The 17,481-nt window shown below is 45.0% G+C and carries 13 protein-coding genes; all 13 read right to left on the bottom strand.

The features are described from left to right. Positions 1 to 37: 37 nt before the first annotated feature. Positions 38 to 685, bottom strand: a complete 648-nt coding sequence (gene fsa, locus L3V42_RS03855) for a fructose-6-phosphate aldolase (protein ID WP_238471364.1) — start codon at positions 683 to 685, stop codon at positions 38 to 40. Positions 686 to 721: 36 nt separating this feature from the next. Beyond that, positions 722 to 1,576, bottom strand: a complete 855-nt coding sequence (gene fba / locus L3V42_RS03860) for a class II fructose-1,6-bisphosphate aldolase (protein ID WP_235761886.1) — start codon at positions 1,574 to 1,576, stop codon at positions 722 to 724. Positions 1,577 to 1,845: 269 nt separating this feature from the next. Continuing rightward, positions 1,846 to 2,211: a response regulator gene (locus L3V42_RS03865; RefSeq protein ID WP_235761887.1), complete on the bottom strand. Its 366-nt coding sequence runs from the start codon at positions 2,209 to 2,211 to the stop codon at positions 1,846 to 1,848. A gap of 639 nt (positions 2,212 to 2,850) precedes the next feature. Beyond that, positions 2,851 to 4,458: a CTP synthase gene (pyrG, locus tag L3V42_RS03870; protein ID WP_235761888.1), complete on the bottom strand. Its 1,608-nt coding sequence runs from the start codon at positions 4,456 to 4,458 to the stop codon at positions 2,851 to 2,853. Positions 4,459 to 4,660: 202 nt separating this feature from the next. Further along, complete coding sequence (gene rpoE, locus L3V42_RS03875; RefSeq protein WP_235761889.1) at positions 4,661 to 5,152, bottom strand: DNA-directed RNA polymerase subunit delta; 492 nt, start codon at positions 5,150 to 5,152, stop codon at positions 4,661 to 4,663. Between the two features lie 124 nt (positions 5,153 to 5,276). Continuing rightward, positions 5,277 to 8,519: a fused isobutyryl-CoA mutase/GTPase IcmF gene (gene icmF / locus L3V42_RS03880; protein WP_238471365.1), complete on the bottom strand. Its 3,243-nt coding sequence runs from the start codon at positions 8,517 to 8,519 to the stop codon at positions 5,277 to 5,279. Between the two features lie 22 nt (positions 8,520 to 8,541). After that, positions 8,542 to 9,162 (bottom strand): TetR/AcrR family transcriptional regulator, encoded by a 621-nt coding sequence (locus tag L3V42_RS03885; RefSeq protein WP_235761929.1) that lies wholly within the window; start codon positions 9,160 to 9,162, stop codon positions 8,542 to 8,544. Next, positions 9,155 to 10,102, bottom strand: a complete 948-nt coding sequence (gene meaB / locus L3V42_RS03890) for a methylmalonyl Co-A mutase-associated GTPase MeaB (protein ID WP_235761891.1) — start codon at positions 10,100 to 10,102, stop codon at positions 9,155 to 9,157. Before meaB ends, L3V42_RS03885 begins: the two co-directional genes overlap by 8 nt. A gap of 152 nt (positions 10,103 to 10,254) precedes the next feature. After that, positions 10,255 to 11,394 carry an acyl-CoA dehydrogenase gene (locus tag L3V42_RS03895; protein WP_238471366.1) on the bottom strand — a complete coding sequence of 380 codons (1,140 nt, stop codon included), beginning with the start codon at positions 11,392 to 11,394 and terminating at the stop codon, positions 10,255 to 10,257. Between the two features lie 12 nt (positions 11,395 to 11,406). Continuing rightward, positions 11,407 to 12,540, bottom strand: coding sequence for an acyl-CoA dehydrogenase (locus L3V42_RS03900; RefSeq protein WP_238471367.1), 1,134 nt, complete (start codon positions 12,538 to 12,540; stop codon positions 11,407 to 11,409). A 33-nt stretch (positions 12,541 to 12,573) separates the two neighbouring features. Next, the gene (locus L3V42_RS03905; RefSeq protein WP_235761894.1) at positions 12,574 to 13,425 is read right to left on the bottom strand and encodes a 3-hydroxybutyryl-CoA dehydrogenase; all 852 of its coding nucleotides are present in this window, start codon (positions 13,423 to 13,425) and stop codon (positions 12,574 to 12,576) included. A gap of 13 nt (positions 13,426 to 13,438) precedes the next feature. Then, positions 13,439 to 14,620 (bottom strand): acetyl-CoA C-acetyltransferase, encoded by a 1,182-nt coding sequence (locus L3V42_RS03910; RefSeq protein WP_238471368.1) that lies wholly within the window; start codon positions 14,618 to 14,620, stop codon positions 13,439 to 13,441. A gap of 529 nt (positions 14,621 to 15,149) precedes the next feature. After that, positions 15,150 to 17,252 (bottom strand): (Fe-S)-binding protein, encoded by a 2,103-nt coding sequence (locus L3V42_RS03915; RefSeq protein ID WP_235761896.1) that lies wholly within the window; start codon positions 17,250 to 17,252, stop codon positions 15,150 to 15,152. Positions 17,253 to 17,481 lie beyond the last annotated feature (229 nt).

The raw sequence follows: 17,481 nt of genomic DNA on the forward strand, positions 1-17,481 counted from the left end.
CATTCTTTTTATCTTTCCTGTGTTTTTCGATTTTATACTATTTGTTTGCGTTGTTCCAGTCAGCCAGGAAGCGTTCAATTCCTTGGTCTGTTAGTGGATGCTTCACAAGTTGCTCGAGTACATTGTAAGGAATCGTTGAAATATGTGCACCGTTTAGTGCTGCGTCTGTGACGTGCAGCGGGTGACGAATAGATGCTGCGATAATTTCTGTTTTGATATCATGACGTTCAAAGATTTCTGCGATTGTCGCAATTAAATCCATTCCATTATGACCGATATCATCAAGGCGTCCTAAGAATGGCGATACGTAGGTTGCGCCTGCGCGAGCTGCAAGAAGTGCTTGGTTCGCGTTGAAGATCAGGGTAACGTTTGTTTTAATATTAAGGTCGCTGAATGCTTTTACAGCTTTCAAACCTTCTAATGTCATAGGCACTTTAACCGTAATATTCGGCGCGATTGCCGCCAATTCTTTCCCTTCTTCAATCATACCTTCTGCATCTTCTGCAATTACTTCAGCACTAACAGATCCGGTTGTTACTTCTGTTGTAATTTCACGAAGTCTGTCATGGAAAGATACGCCTTCCTTCGCTACTAGAGATGGGTTGGTCGTTACACCAGCCAGTACCCCTAAAGCATTTGCCGCTTTGATTTCCTCAATATTCGCTGTATCAATAAAAAATTTCATCGTAATCCCTCCAAGTGAAATTTGATGGTAAATTTTTTACGCTTGCTGTGCGGAACCGAATTCACGCATTTTCTCTTTAACGGTTGCTTTAATTGCTTCTGTACCTGGTCCTAAATATTTACGCGGATCATATAGGTCTGGTTTTTCGTTCAGAACTTTACGTACTGCTTCTGCTTGTGCCATTTGGTTTTCTGTGTTTACGTTAATTTTTGCGGTTCCAAGTGAGATTGCTTTCTGGATATCTTTTAAAGGAATTCCTGTTCCGCCGTGAAGTACAAGTGGGACCTGAACGAGGTTCAAGATTTCTTCCATTTCTTCAAATCCAAGATTCGGCTCTCCTTGGTATGGTCCGTGAACAGAACCTAATGCTGGAGCAAGACAGTCCACATTCGTTTCTTGAACGAGCTGTTTACATTCGTTCGGGTCAGCGTACATAATTCCGCCGATGATTCCGTCCTCTTCTCCACCAACTGTACCTACTTCCGCTTCAACAGATACACCGTGGATATGTGCGAGTTCGACTACTTTTTTCGTTGTTGCGATATTTTCTTCAATTGGTGAGTGGGATGCATCAATCATAACGGACGTAAAGCCAGCGTGGATTGCTTCTGCACAAAGTTCAAAGCTTGTACCATGGTCCAAGTGGATCGCAACAGGTACGGTTGTGCCGTATGATTCCATTAACGATTTAACCATTGCTACAACAACTTTCAAACCACCCATATATTTACCAGCACCTGCTGAGACTCCTAGAATAACCGGAGATTGCTCCTCTTCTGCAGCTTGTAGAATCGCTTGTGCGTATTCTAAGTTATTAATATTGAACTGACCAACAGCATACCCGTTTTCTTTCGCTTTTTCGAGCATGTCTTTCATTGATACTAATGACATGGTAATTCCTCCTTTGATGTATGAAAACAATTGCCCAATTCGAATTCGACCCTTAGAACGACATCTTTTTCGTTTTTAGAGCAAAAAATCCTCATTGGCATTTACACTATAAGAATACCAACTACTCACCATTGGTGCAACTGATTCTCATGCTTATCTCTTAGATGTATTTTTCCCTTATGATCTGAAAAAGTCTGATATAGCGGTATTACAGGCTGATAGCGGCTGATTGGTTGTGAAAAAATTAACAAAATTTTCGAGTTTACCCCTTAAACTCTGTTGATTGCTTTCTCTACGATAACTGGAATGTCTTCAATATTGAACGGTTTTGCCAAAATTTGTTTTACATGCGGAAATTCTTTCAGCTCCGTTTCAATTTTCTCAACGAGTCCGCTCATTACAATCGTCGGGACAGATTGTCCCATTTCTTTTATTTTCTCTAGAACTCCAAGCCCGTCAATCAATGGTAACTTGTAATCCAACATTACTAAAGCAAATTGCCTCTCCCCAAGCAAATCTACTGCTTCTCTCCCGTCGGATGCTGTCGTGACCTCATAACCCGCGTTCATTAGAATGTCAGTAAGCAGCAGGCGTATCCCCGGTTGGTCATCTACAACTAATAACTCCTTTGTCATTTTTTTGCCCCCTTCTATCATTCTCCCCATATCTTAAGTTCGCTAAAAATAGAAAATATCCTGCTTCTTTATCGAATTATCCGAATTGTTATTTCAGGGAAAAATATGGTTAAAGGCGTATTTTTGAGTTATTAAGTCAACTTTCGCACTGGAGGACTGGATGATATATAAAAAACCACCAACGAACTGTCAATCGTTTTCATTCAGTGTAAGTGTCTGAAACTCTCTTCTGGGGGGCCGCAGTCCAGACACCTCTCGCACCTGCTGAGCGGCTGGTGAGCCTCCCGCAGGAGTCTCGAGGTGTCTGGACTGCTACTAGGAAAGGCCAAATTTGAATCACTGTTTATTATTCCAAAAATATTATTTTTATCGTGATATGGCACTGAAATAAATGCTATTCATAATAATCATCCTTACCAGTTCAGTTGGCCGGTGGACGGTGACTCCTGCGGGAACAGCACGAGCCTGGAGACCCCTTAGTGCTTAGCCCGAGGAGCTCTAGCAGTGCCCATGGATGCGCATCCGTACACCGGGCAACTGAACGGCGATTAAAGCTCCGAACGAAATGAACGTGCAAAACGCTTACGCTGAATGAAAGCGTTTAGAAGGTACCGATAAAAAAAGCTGATGCATGTTGCATCAGCTTTTTTCTCCATTTGCGATTTTTTCAATAAAGCCCTTGAACAGCGGTTGTGGGCGGGTTGGTCGGGATGTGAATTCTGGATGGAACTGACATGCGACGAACCATGGATGGTCTTTTAATTCGATGATTTCTACCAACCTTTCATCTGGACTCAGACCTGAAATAATGAATCCATTTTCCTCAAGCTGCCCGCGATATGCATTGTTCACTTCATAACGATGACGGTGGCGTTCTTCAATCATATCTTTCCCGTCGTAAGCCGCTTTGGCTTTCGTTCCTTCCACTAATTTACATGGATAAGCACCGAGACGAAGTGTTCCGCCGAGTTCTTCAACATCCTCTTGCTCCGGACGAAGCGAGATGACTGGATGGGCTGCTTCCGGATCAATTTCTGTGGAGTGAGCATCTTTTAGTCCGAGTACATTACGGGCAAATTCAACTGTCGCAAGCTGCATGCCTAAGCAAATTCCGAGGAACGGAACTTTATTTTCCCGTGCATAGCGGATTGCTTCAATTTTCCCTTCAATACCACGGGTACCAAATCCGCCTGGTACAACGATACCGTCCACATGAGATAACTCTTCTTCAATTGCTTCTTTCGTCAGCGTCTCTGAATTGATCCAGTGTACATTAATATCTGTATCATATTCGTAGCCAGCATGTTTCAATGATTCAACAACGGAAAGGTATGCGTCCTGCAATTCCACATATTTCCCGACAAGTCCGATGTCGATCGTTTTCGAAAGGTTTCTCACCTTTTCAAGCAACTGAATCCAGTCGTCCATCTCAGCTTGCGGATATTCCAAACCGAAATGCTTCAATACGATATCATCTAAATGCTGCTCCTGAAGCGAGATTGGCACTTGATAGAGTGTATCTGCGTCAGGCATTTCAATTACGGCGTTCTCTGCTATATCACAGAATAAAGCAATTTTTTCTTTTTGTTCTTTTGATACTTCGACTTCCGTACGAAGCACGATAATATCTGGCTGAATCCCTAAAGAACGCAATTCCTTCACACTATGCTGTGTCGGTTTTGTTTTCAGTTCACCGGCTGCTGCAAGGTATGGAACGAGCGTACAATGGATGTACATCACACTGTCTCTTCCAACTTCATTTTTAATTTGACGAATGGCTTCAAGGAAAGGAAGTGACTCGATATCGCCGACCGTACCACCTATTTCAGTAATGACGACATCTGCATTCGTTGCACTGCCCGCACGGAAAACTTGGTCTTTAATCTCGTTCGTTATATGCGGGATGACTTGTACGGTGCCGCCGAGATAATCGCCGCGTCTTTCTTTTTTAATAACAGTGGAATACACTTTACCTGTTGTGATATTACTGTATTTATTCAGATTAATATCAATAAACCGTTCATAGTGGCCAAGGTCCAAATCCGTTTCCGCGCCATCGTTCGTTACGAAAACTTCTCCATGCTGATACGGGCTCATCGTACCAGGGTCCACGTTGATATACGGGTCAAACTTCTGAATGGTCACCTTCAGCCCACGGTTTTTCAATAAGCGACCAAGTGAGGCAGCCGTAATACCTTTTCCTAATGAAGAGACAACTCCACCTGTAACAAATATATATTTAGTCACTGCTCTTTCCCTCTTTCTTTCCTAAGATTCTATTTATACGTTGCCCGAAGACAAACATTTATAACTCTTTTGGCAGCACCCTTAAAAATAATAAAAGCGCCTTCCCATTTTTTTCTGGGAAAACGCCTGTTTGTCGATTAAGGAGCCCAAATAAAATTCTACTTATCCTATGAAAAAAAGTCAAGTAGGCTTCCTGATTTTTTTATTCTTCGTCTTCTTCATCGTCAAGGTCGATTTCTACTTCGAGCTCTTCCTCTTCTTCTTCATCTAAATCTTCGTCATAGTCTTCATCGAATTCGTCGATTTCATCTACGACCTCTTCTTCCTCTTCTTCGCCAAGTTCAACGAGGTCTGCTTCATATTCCAGTTCTTCCTCATCAAATTCGTCTGCCTTTTTCTTTTTCCGTTTCTTCGGTGCTGCTGTGATTTGTTCATCTGCTTGGTCGACCGGGTACCATTCTTTCAGTCCCCAGACATTTGAGCCAAGTGTGATGAAGCGGCCGTCAACATTGAGTTCGGTATAAAACTGAGCGATTTGATTCTCTTTTGCCTGTTTGGTGAGTCCTTTTAGTTCTGCAATTTGATTATAAAGTTCTTGGAAGTCCAATGCTTTCTTCGTGTCTTTTAGAATAAGACTAGCTAAGACAAGCATAGACTTTCCTTTTAATTCTTCGCGGCTGTATTGATCTAACACAAATACGCACTCCTTTTACTGTATATTAATGAATGATGGGTTACATTTCTATATTACTAAGATAAACATACCTTTCATTATATACAAGTATGTTGTGTTTATGCTAGGGTTTTTAGTTAAAAGTTTACATATTCCGTCGATATTGTCCGCCGACTTCATACAAAGCAGTTGTGATTTGGCCAAGGCTTGCAACTTTGACGGTTTCAAGGAGTTCAGCGAAGATGTTGTCTCCTGATACTGCGGCTTGTTTGAGCCTACCCAGAGCAGCTTCTGTTTCATCTGCGTGCTGCTTTTGGAACGTGCGCAGTTCCGTGATTTGGTGCTGCTTTTCTTCCTGGGATGCGCGGGCTAGTTCCATCGAATCAATCTCTTCATCACTTGGCGGGTTCGGGTTTACATACGTGTTCACCCCGATAATCGGCAGTTCGCCGGAATGTTTCTTGCTTTCATAGTAAAGGGATTCTTCTTGGATTTTACCACGCTGGTATTGCCGTTCCATCGCTCCGAGCACACCGCCTCTGTCATTCATCCGCTCAAACTCCTGGAGCACCGCTTCTTCGACAAGATCTGTCAATTCTTCGACAATAAAAGATCCTTGGGTGGAGTTTTCATTTTTCGTCAGTCCGAATTCTTTGTTGATGATCATTTGAATCGCCATCGCCCGGCGCACGGATTCTTCTGTCGGTGTCGTAATCGCTTCGTCATATGCATTCGTGTGCAAGGAGTTCGTGTTGTCCTGGATGGCTAGGAGTGCTTGCAGTGTCGTACGAATGTCATTAAAGTCAATCTCTTGGGCGTGCAAGGAGCGTCCGGAAGTCTGGACATGGTATTTCAGCTTTTGACTCCGCTCATTTGCCCCGTATTTTTCCTTAAGAACGATTGACCAAATTCTGCGGGCAACACGCCCGATTACGGTATACTCTGGATCTAGGCCATTCGAGAAGAAGAAGGACAGGTTTTGTGCGAATTTATTCACGTCCATACCTCGGCTTAAATAATATTCCACATACGTGAAGCCATTTGCGAGCGTGAAGGCGAGCTGGGTAATTGGGTTTGCGCCAGCTTCTGCAATATGGTAGCCCGAGATGGAAACAGAATAATAGTTGCGCACATTTTTTTCAATAAAATATTCCTGGATATCCCCCATCATACGCAAGGCGAATTCTGTAGAGAAAATACAAGTGTTCTGCCCCTGATCTTCTTTTAAAATATCTGCTTGAACGGTTCCGCGAATGACGGAAATTGTTTTATTTTTAATGTCTTCATATTCTTCGGCTGTCGGTTTCCGGCTATTCTTTTCCGTGAATGTATCGACTTGCTGGTCGATTGCTGTATTAAAATACATCGCTAAAATAATTGGGGCCGGTCCGTTAATCGTCATTGACACGGAGGTGAGCGGGCTCGTCAAATCAAAGCCGGCATATAGTTTTTTCATATCTTCAAGCGTACAAATGTTGACCCCGCTTTCTCCGACTTTCCCGTAAATATCGGGGCGCTCTGCCGGATCTTCTCCGTAAAGGGTGACAGAATCAAAGGCGGTGGATAGCCGTTTTGCCTCAGCGTCCTTCGATAAATAATGGAATCTCCGGTTCGTCCGCTCTGGTGTTCCTTCCCCAGCAAATTGACGGGTCGGATCCTCTCCTTCCCGCTTGAACGGAAATACGCCTGCTGTGAATGGGAATCTTCCCGGGACGTTTTCTTTCATCAGCCAGCGGAGACGTTCGCCCCAATCTTGGAATTTCGGGAAGGCGACTTTCGGAATCTTCAGGCCTGATAAAGATTCTGTTGTGATTTCTGTTACGATTTCCTTATCACGAATTTTGAAGACAATCGTGTCCTGGCTATATTGTTCCTTCATTTCATCCCATGATTCGAGCAGTTCAACTGAATGATTGCTCAACTGTTTTTTATATTGGGTTATCGTTTGTTCAAGAAGTTCCCTCACTTCCGGGTCTTCGATGATGTCCAGCGTTCCTTGCAGCTGATACAGTTTTCGCGCTATCTCGCTTTGTTTTTCCGTCTGTTTAGTATAATCACGGACGATACTGGCAATCTCACGCAAATAATGGCGGCGATCCCCGGAAATGATCTGATTTTGCTTTTCAGAAAGGACATGCCTTGCAAAATCAACTTCTTCCTCCCAGCCGTACCGCTCGTTCAGCGTATCGATGATGGAAGCGAATAGAGAGTTTGTGCCTGTATCATTAAACTGGCTCGCAATTGTTCCGAATACGGGATATTTCGTTTTGTCTTGGCCAAAAAGCATCCGGCTCCGTTCATATTGTTTACGCACTTGATTCAACGCATCTTCTGAACCCCGTTGTTCGAACTTATTTATAACGATAAAATCTGCGTAATCAATCATATCAATCTTCTCAAGCTGGGTCGGGGCACCGAATTCAGCTGTCATGACATACATGGAAAGATCGGTAACATCGGTAATTGCAGCATTACCTTGTCCGATTCCACTCGTCTCTACAATCACAAAGTCAAAACCTGTTGCCCGGATGACATCGAGAATATCATTGATAGCGGTTGACAGTTCATCTCTTGATTCTCTTGTTGCAAGGGAGCGCATATAGACGCGGTTATGGAAAATAGCGTTCATGCGAATCCGGTCACCGAGCAATGCCCCGCCAGTTTTCCGTTTTGTCGGGTCAATGGAGATGACCGCGATTTTTTTATCCGGAACTTTATTCAAGAAGCGGCGGATGAGTTCATCGGTAAGCGAACTTTTTCCCGCACCACCAGTTCCAGTGATCCCGAGTACTGGGATTGCTTTAGCTGCTTTACCGCGAAATTCCTTCAGAAGCTGCTGTTTCTCCTCGGAATCATTCGGCGTGTTTTCCATATACGTAATGAACTTCGCAATCGCATCACGTTCACTGTTGTAGAGGCGCTCTTTCTCCTTTTTTATTTGAATCGGTGTTAAAAAATCGCTCTGTTCCATCATGCGGTTAATCATCCCTTGAAGACCGTATTTCCGGCCGTCTTCTGGAGAAAATATCCAATCAACACCGTAATGATGGAGTTCTTTGATTTCACGGGGGATAATCGTTCCTCCCCCGCCACCGAAAACTTTAATATGGCTAGCATCATTTTCTTTCAGTAAATCAATAATGTATTTAAAATATTCGACGTGCCCGCCTTGATAGGAAGAGACGGCAATGGCCCCTGCATCTTCCTGAATTGCGGCGTAGACGACTTCTTCCACGGAGCGGTTATGGCCAAGGTGGATCACTTCTGCCCCTGTTGCTTGCAAGATCCGGCGCATAATATTGACCGAGGCGTCGTGGCCATCAAACAAGCTTGATGACGTGACAAAACGAATCGGATTTTTCGGTTTGTAAACCTCTACTTGTTGCATGATGTTTCTCCTCCCCTTTTAATCATCCCTTTTTATGCAAGAGGCCATGAAGATTGAGCTTTATTTGGGTATTGATATATTCTTCAAGCGTGAATTTCTGTTGCAGAATCCAGCGACGGAAGCCCCACATATGACCTTGAACAAAGATATTATTCGCTGCGATGCTTACTTCCTCTTCAGTTATAGCATCCCGGTAGCAAGAAAGGATAAGCTTCTCAAGCATGGCGACCATATCTTTTTCCTTTTGCAGCACATATTTCCTTGTTTCCTTATTTAAGCCTTTTATTTCTTGATAGAGAACAAGGATTTCTTCCTGCATGTCATCCATCAGCTCGTAATAAAACGTAAGGACTGCTTTCAAATTTTCTTCAGAGGGGTTTTTCAGTTGCAGTTCGGTTTCAAAATGCTCGCGCACCCCGTCATAGATGTAATCGCATACAAGAAAGAGGACATCTTCCTTCTTTCTAATATATTCATAAAGGGTGCCGATACTGAATCCGGATTCTTTGGCTATTTCCCTCGTTGTCGTTCGGTGGAAGCCCTTCTCTTTAAAAAGCCGAATCGCACCTTGAATCATCTGATCGCGACGCTTTTTGATCAGGTCTTCGTCTTTTACAGACGAGATAATTTGACTCTTATCCATCATCTGTAAAGCCTCCCTCCTTCTTCCATCTTGTGTACCAGTCTATCGCAAGCTTGTAAGGATCGGCATCTGCTTCGATTGGCTCAAGCTGCCGCTTTGATTCGACAAATTGTTTCACTTCTCGCCAAATTTCTTCGCGGATGAGTTCATAGACTTCCAGTTCCTGCTGCATCGTTCGTTTTCTTTTTCCTTCGTGGGTTTTGTAGAGATAGTCATGATGTTCTTTGATTTTCCCCCACAGTTTATCGATTCCTTTATTTTCCGTTGTGATGGTCTTGATAATTGGTGTCTCCCGGTCTGCGGTTGCGGTAATCATGACAAGTTCTTTCAGTAATGCCTTCAATTTACCGAAGCCTGGGAGGTCTGCTTTGTTGACGACGAAAAGGTCGGCGATTTCCATAATGCCTGCTTTAAAAATCTGGAGCACGTCTCCGCTGTTCGGCGTAAGGACGACGGCTGTTGTGTCGACGATTTTCATGATGTCGAGCTCGGACTGGCCGACACCGACTGTTTCGACTAAAATCACATCAAACCCGTAGGCATCACATATGCGCACCGCATCCTTCGTCGCACGGGCAAGACCGCCGAGACTGCCGCGCGTCGCCATACTGCGGATAAATACGCCGTCATCAAGGAAATGTTCATTCATCCGGACCCGGTCGCCGAGGAGTGCACCGCCACTGAACGGACTTGTCGGATCAACGGCAATGACAGCAACAGTTTTTCCCTCATTCCGGATTTGGGTAACAAGCCGGTTTACAAGGGAGCTTTTGCCTGCGCCTGGTGAGCCGGTCAGCCCAACATAGACAGCGTGTTTCCGCTCGCTGAAGACCGCACTTAACAGCTCAAGCTTTTCCGGATGATCATTTTCCACCATTGTAATCGCCCGAGCCAGCGCACGTACATCCTTTCGTTTCATCCGTTCCACTATCGTCTGCATGATGCTCCTCCTTTCTCCCGAGACATTGGGGTCAGAGCTGTTGTCCCATTTCGTTCTGGGACAAGCGCTCTGACCCTAATGTCCCACTTCACACTGGGACAACAGCTCTGACCCTAATGACACTGGGACAAGCGCTCTGACCCGTGTCCCAGTTACTTTGTGACGGTGCGGCCGATGACGAGGCGTTGGACTTCTTGGGTGCCTTCGTAGATTTGGGTGATTTTGGCGTCGCGCATGTAGCGTTCGACTGGGTAATCTTTCGTGTAGCCGTAACCGCCGAAGATTTGGACTGCTTCTACCGTAATCCGCATGGCTGCGTCTCCTGCGAATAGTTTGGACATGGCGGATTCTTTCCCATATGGTTTTCCGTTACTCTCAAGCCATGCTGCCTGATAGGTTAATAAACGGGCTGCCTCTACCTCTGTTGCCATGTCAGCAAGTTTAAAAGATATTCCTTGGGTTTCGGCAATCGGTTTTCCGAACTGCTCTCTTTCTTTCGCGTAATTGATTGATGCATCAAGCGCTCCTTGGGCAATCCCGACAGCTTGAGCGGCAATTCCGTTTCTCCCGCCATCCAGCGTCGTCATTGCAATTTTAAAGCCCTCCCCTTCTTCACCGAGCAGATTTTCTTTTGGAATACGACAGTTTTCAAAAATCAGTTCGGTCGTTGGGGAAGAACGAATGCCAAGCTTTTTCTCCTTCTTCCCAAAGGTGAAGCCTTCTGTTCCCTTCTCCACGATGAATGCACTAATGCCTTTGTGGTTTGCCGCAGGATCCGTTTTCGCAAAAACAATATAAAGATCGGCAACTCCACCATTTGTAATCCAAACTTTATTACCATTCAACACATAATCGTCGCCATCTTTTTTCGCAACAGTCTTCATTGCAGCGACGTCACTTCCTGCACCTGGTTCTGATAAAGCATAGGCACCAAGCGCTTCACCAGTCGCAAGCAGCTGAAGAAACGTCTTCTTCTGTTCTTCCGTGCCATACTTATAAATCGGCCAGCTGGCAAGGGATAGATGGGCGGATAATGTCACTCCCGTTGACGCACAGACGCGGGATAATTCTTCAACCGCAATACAATAGCTTACAAAGTCTGCACCGATTCCACCGTATTCTTCCGGCCACGGGATTCCAGTCAGGCCGAGTTCAGCCATTTTATCGAAAATCTCCCGGTCAAAGCGTTCTTCTTCGTCCCGCTCAGCAGCAGTCGGTTCCACTTCATTTATCGCGAAATCACGGACCATTTTCCGCAGCATTTCCTGTTCTTCCGTCAGTTGAAAATTCATTCTTGTTCACTCCTATTCCAGTAAGTTTTTCGAGATGACAACATGTTGAATTTCATTGGTACCTTCATAAATCTGAGTAACTTTCGCTTCCCGGAAAAATCGTTCGACGGCGTAATCTTCGGTATAGCCGTAGCCGCCATGGATTTGGACCGCTTCAATTGCCGTCTTCATTGCCGTATTTGATGCATACATTTTCGCCATGGATGCTTCTTTGCTGAGCGGCAGATTATTTTCGACATGATCCACCGCCCGGTAGACTAATAGCTTGGCAGCTTCGACCTCTGTTGTCATATCAGCGAGTTTAAAAGAGATTCCTTGGAGACGTGCGATTGGCTTGCCGAATTGAACACGTGCTTTCGCATAATGGATTGCATGTTCAAGTGCCGCTTCTGCAATACCAAGACCTTGAGCGGCAATCCCGATACGCCCGACACCCAAGTTCGCCATCGCAATTTTAAAGCCTTCCGTTTCTTCTCCGAGGAGCTGCTCTTTCGGCACTTTGCAGTGGTCAAAATTCAATGTGACCGTCCCGGTACCATGCAGTCCCATTTTCTTTTCTGCTTTCCCGATGGAAAAACCGGGAGTGTTCCTTTCCACGATAAAAGCGCTAATCCCCTTCGTCCCTTCACCGGTTCTCGCAAATGTAATAAACGTATTTGCATGGGTTCCATTCGTGATGAACAGTTTCGAGCCGTTTAAAATATAGTGTTCCCCGTCCCGTTTCGCCGTCGTTTTAATAGTTGCGGCATCTGACCCAGCACCTGGCTCCGTGAGTGCAAAAGCTCCTACATATTCTCCGCTTGCGAGCTTCGGAATATATTTCTCTCTCTGTTTTTCTGTACCAAATTTTAAAATCGGGTTCGTACCAACGGATGTGTGGACAGATAAAATAGCACCAACACCGGCACTCACCTTTGATATTTCATTAATCGCGATAATGTAAGATGTGAAGTCCATTCCACTTCCACCGTATTTTTCTGGAATCGGGATTCCCATTAAACCGAGCTCACCCATTTTCCGGACCACTTCTTCTGGAAAGCGGTCTTCCCGCTCCATCCGTTCCACTTCACTTGCAATCTCTGCCTCAGCAAAATCGCGGGCCATTTTACGCATCATTTCCTGTTCTTCGGTAAACGTCAAGTCCATTCCGGTTACCCCCTTAACTGTTCTCACGCTGTATTAGTTATATACGTAAAAACCGCGACCGGATTTCTTACCGAGCCAGCCTGCTTTCACATATTTTCTTAGTAATGGGCACGGACGATATTTACTGTCTGCGAAACCATCATAGAGCACTTCCATAATGTAGAGGCATGTATCAAGTCCGATGAAGTCTGCGAGTTCGAGCGGTCCCATCGGGTGATTCATACCGAGCTTCATCACCGTATCAATGTCTTCTGGTGAAGCGACACCTTCATAAACCGCATAAATCGCTTCGTTGATCATCGGCATTAAAATCCGGTTCGCTGCAAAGCCTGGGAAATCCGCAACTTCAACAGCCGTTTTCCCGAGTTTATCTGCCATCTGAGCAATTTTTTCATACGTTTCATCATTCGTTTGAATTCCGCGAATGACTTCGACGAGCTTCATCACCGGGACCGGGTTCATAAAATGCATGCCGATAACTTGCTCCGGGCGCTTCGTTACAGCTGCAATTTCCGTAATCGGTAATGATGATGTGTTCGTCGCTAGAATCGTATGAGCCAGGGCAATTTCATCCAGTTCACGGAAAAGCTTTGTTTTCACGTCCATATTTTCAACAATAGCTTCGATGACTAAATCACACGTACGCGCATCTTCTAGTTTCTCTGCCCGCTTCAGATTGTTCAGCGTTGATGTCTTCTCTTCATCCGTGATTCTCGTCTTTTGGACGGCGCGAATGAGCAGTTTTTCGATTCGTTGCATCCCTTTATCAAGGGCTGTTTCATTTGCATCGTGTAACAGAACTTCAAAACCAGCTTGAGCTGCGACTTGAGCGATACCTGCCCCCATCTGCCCTGCACCAATTACCATTACGCGTTTAATTGCCATCATCGTTCCCCCTTTATTTCACTTCGATAAGAATCGCATCTCCTTGACCGCCGCCACTACAAATCGCGGCGATTCCAAGACCGCCACCTCTTCTTTTCAGTTCATGGATAAGCGTTAAAATAATTCTTCCGCCACTTGCTCCAATCGGGTGGCCTAGTGCAACTGCCCCGCCATTAACATTTACCTTCTCCATATCAATCCCAGCAATTTCCCCGCTTGCAAGCGACACAACAGCAAATGCCTCGTTGATTTCATAAAGATCGATATCTTCTTTTGTATAACCCGTTTTCTTTAAAAGTTCATTAATGACAAGACCTGGCGTTTGCGGGAAATTCGCTGCTTCAACCGCAACTTCCGCATGACCGAGAATTGTCGCGAGCGGTGTTTTCCCAAGTTCTTCTGCTTTATCGTCACCCATCACGACAAATGCACAGGCTCCGTCGTTTACTCCCGGTGCGTTACCTGCTGTGATTGTTCCGTCTTTATCAAAAGCTGGGCGCAGTTGAGCAAGTTTTTCGATGCTCGTATTCTTCCGCGGTGCTTCATCTGTAGATATTAAGACGGGGTCCCCTTTTCGCTGCGGAATTTTAACTGGGACAATTTCATCTTTGAATTTCCCATCTTCAATTGCTTCGACTGCCCGCTTATGACTGCGGTAAGCCCATTCATCCTGAGCTTCACGGCTGACATTGAATTGATCTGCTGTACTGTTTCCATAATTCCCCATATGGACACCATCAAAAGCGCAGGTGAGTCCATCATGGATCATTAAATCAACAACAGGTTTGTCGCCCATCCGGTGTCCCCAGCGAGCATCTTTTAAAATATATGGAGCATTACTCATGCTTTCCATCCCACCTGCTACGATTGTGTCCTCATCCCCTAGACGAATAAGCTGATCGGCAAGCGTAACCGCACGGAGTCCGGAGGCACAGACTTTATTGATTGTTTCTGTTTTCACGTTCCACGTGAGTCCAGCTTTTCTTGCTGCTTGGCGAGAAGGGATTTGACCTTGACCACCTTGAAGTACGGTTCCCATAATTACTTCATCGATTTGGTCACCTTCCAGGTTTGCTTGTTTCACTGCTTCGGCGATTACTTTTCCGCCGAGGTCAGATGCTTGGAGAGGTTGTAATCCACCCCCGAATCTTCCAAATGGGGTTCTTGCTCCCGACACAATTACTGATTTTCTCATCATAATCCTCCTAAGTGATTGTATTTTTCCTAAAGTAACTCTGCTTTACCTACCGTCCGAGTTCGTTCCGGGCGGATGCTTTCTGCGGGCACGGCCACAGCCTCCTCGGAAGAAGAGCACTTCCTGCTAAGGTCAGGACTCGTGCTTTTCCCGCAGGAGTCACCGCCCTGCACTCACTCGGACTAGTTAGATACGTCGAAGTTTAATAGATGTTCATTAAGTTAATCTTATTTTAACATTCATTTGATTGAACGAACGCTCGCTCATTAATTTAGTTAGAAACAAGAGGAAAAGATACCGATCCTCTAATGTAGAGAAAATCCGAACATACCTCTTCCCTAGCTCCGGGAATATACGGAGACTCCCGCAGGAGGCATAGGTGACACCCTACAGGGCGACAGCCCGAGGAGGCTCACCAGCCGCCAAAGGATGCGCGAAGTATATTCCCGGAGCGGCGGCTGACGCTCAATATATGATTTTGTTCGGATTTTCAGCCTAACTCAAAGCGGTATCCAACCTCAATCTAATCTTACGCTCTTTTCGCTTCTTCTTCAGAAAAAACGGAGATTGCTAGAATTTCTGCTACGTCAAGCGTGCTGATGTCTTCGTCGACTTCCTTTGCTTTTGTTCCGTCGCTGATCATCGTCAAGCAATATGGACAGCCTGTCGAGATCATCGATGGGCTCACTTGTAATGCTTGTTCTGTCCGGGCAACATTGATGCGGTTTCCAGTTGTTTCCTCTGTCCACATCAAGCCACCTCCAGCCCCGCAGCACATACCATTTTCCCGATTACGAACCATTTCTACTAATTCAAGACCCGGAATTGATTTCAAGATTTCCCTTGGCGGATCATATACACCATTGTATCTACCGAGGTAACAGGAGTCATGATACGTCAGGCGTTCATTAATCTGCCCGGTTGGCTGCAGTTTTTCTTCCATGATTAAATCATAGAGTAATTGTGTATGATGGTAGATTTCCGCTTCAAAACCAAAGTCCGGATACTCGTTTTTAAAAATATTATAGGCGTGCGGGTCAATCGTAACGATTTTCTTCACATCGTATTTGGTGAATTGCTTAATATTCTTTTCCGCAATCTCTTGGAAAAGAAATTCATTTCCAATCCGGCGGGCTGTGTCTCCAGAGTTTGCTTCGGTATTTCCTAAAATGGCAAAGCTGACGCCAGCGCGGTTCATCAGTTTCGCAAAGGCGAGCGCGATTTTTTGGCTACGGCTGTCATAAGCTCCCATCGAACTCACCCAGAACAAGTATTCAAACTCTTTATCTTCTTTCTTTAATTCTTTTACTGTCGGAATATAAACCGACTCATCTTCATCGCGCCATTTCACGCGATCTTTTTTTGATAGTCCCCAAGGGTTTCCTTGGCGCTCGATGTTTTGCACGGCACGTTGGATATCGGAATCCATCTGCCCTTCCGTCATCACTAAATAACGGCGCAGATCGATAATCGTTCCAACGTGTTCATTATTTACCGGGCAAGCATCTTCACAGTTCCGGCAAGTCGTACATGCAGAAAGTTCTTCTGCTGTAATAACGTCCCCTGCTAGACTCATATTTTGAATGGTAGCTGCAGCCTCTCCCTCGCCACTAGCGATATTTCCAGCAGAATTCGAGAATGCATAACTTGGTACCCAAGGGGAATTTCCAGTTACTGCAGCCCCTTTTTCCGTGAGATGGTCACGGAGCTTAATCATAATATCCATCGGGGAAAGCATCTTTCCGGTACCTGCTGCTGGACAGACGTCCGTACAACGGCCACATTCCACGCAGGCGTAAAAGTCGATCATCTGGTGTTGGCTGAAGTCCTCAACTTTCCCAACACCGAAGGAAATTTCTTCTTCCTCGTCCTCCGCGTCCATTTCAAAGTCAATTTTTTCTAATTTTCCAGGTACCTTTTTACTTAAAAATACGTTGATTGGTGCTGCAATCAAGTGGAAGTGCTTGGATTGCGGGACGTACACTAAAAAGGAAAGCAAAGTGATTGTATGCACCCACCAAGCGATGAAAAATAGGACCATAGCTGCTTCTGGCGACAGGAAGCTGAAGGCTGATGCGATGAGACTCGCAACAGGCTCTGTCCAGGTCACTGCCCGTTCCTGCCAGAGCATGAGCATACCATTTCCAGCAAGGACAGAAAGCATAAGCGTCCCGATGAAAATAAGCACGAGTCCCGCTTTAAAACCGCGCTTCAGCCGGACAAGCTTTTCCATATAGCGGCGGTAAAATGCCCAAACAACCGCTACAAGAATCATCAAGGTGACGAGTTCCTGGAAAAAGACGAACCCTGGATAAAGGGCTCCAAGCGGCAAATGGTTGCCCGGCGCCAGTCCTTTGATGAACATGTCGATAGCGCCGAACTGGACAAGGATGAAGCCATAGAACATCATGACGTGAATAATTCCTGACTTCTTATCCTTCAGCAGCTTTGATTGCCCGAACACAATTTTTCCTACGCGCCCCAAGCGTAATTTGATTTCGCCATCAAACTCTGACTTTCTCCCAAGTTTGATATAGGACATTCTCGTTGCGATGACTCTAGCAAATAAATAGATTGCATAGATGGTTACAACTAAGAATGCGATCCAGTTAATGATTTGAAATGTATCCATTTAAATGCCCCCTTCTTTCATTCGTTTGGAATGATAGCGATTACATGATGTTTTAAAAAAAATTCTCGTCTTGATTAGCTGCAGATATATATCATTATAGTACATACTACTTTATAGGTGAATGACCATTCAGTCAATAGTCTGTATGAAATTATTTTAGTTTATTTTGAAAGATAGGGAGTGAACTGTTTATTGCTTTCATTCAGCGTAAGTGTTTTGCGCATTCACT

The sequence above is a fragment of the Oceanobacillus alkalisoli genome (genome assembly GCF_022213125.1).
Classification (GTDB): domain Bacteria; phylum Bacillota; class Bacilli; order Bacillales; family Amphibacillaceae; genus Oceanobacillus; species Oceanobacillus alkalisoli.

Bases quoted from the DNA above. Each gene is read 5' to 3' on its own strand.
- fba (WP_235761886.1), bottom strand. From the start codon at position 1,576: ATGTCATTAGTATCAATGAAAGACATGCTCGAAAAAGCGAAAGAAAAC.
- L3V42_RS03910 (WP_238471368.1), bottom strand. From the start codon at position 14,620: ATGAGAAAATCAGTAATTGTGTCGGGAGCAAGAACCCCATTTGGAAGA.
- L3V42_RS03885 (WP_235761929.1), bottom strand. From the start codon at position 9,162: ATGGATAAGAGTCAAATTATCTCGTCTGTAAAAGACGAAGACCTGATC.
- L3V42_RS03905 (WP_235761894.1), bottom strand. From the start codon at position 13,425: ATGGCAATTAAACGCGTAATGGTAATTGGTGCAGGGCAGATGGGGGCA.
- meaB (WP_235761891.1), bottom strand. From the start codon at position 10,102: ATGCAGACGATAGTGGAACGGATGAAACGAAAGGATGTACGTGCGCTG.
- L3V42_RS03900 (WP_238471367.1), bottom strand. From the start codon at position 12,540: ATGGACTTGACGTTTACCGAAGAACAGGAAATGATGCGTAAAATGGCC.
- L3V42_RS03865 (WP_235761887.1), bottom strand. From the start codon at position 2,211: ATGACAAAGGAGTTATTAGTTGTAGATGACCAACCGGGGATACGCCTG.
- fsa (WP_238471364.1), bottom strand. From the start codon at position 685: ATGAAATTTTTTATTGATACAGCGAATATTGAGGAAATCAAAGCGGCA.
- L3V42_RS03895 (WP_238471366.1), bottom strand. From the start codon at position 11,394: ATGAATTTTCAACTGACGGAAGAACAGGAAATGCTGCGGAAAATGGTC.
- icmF (WP_238471365.1), bottom strand. From the start codon at position 8,519: ATGCAACAAGTAGAGGTTTACAAACCGAAAAATCCGATTCGTTTTGTC.
- L3V42_RS03915 (WP_235761896.1), bottom strand. From the start codon at position 17,252: ATGGATACATTTCAAATCATTAACTGGATCGCATTCTTAGTTGTAACC.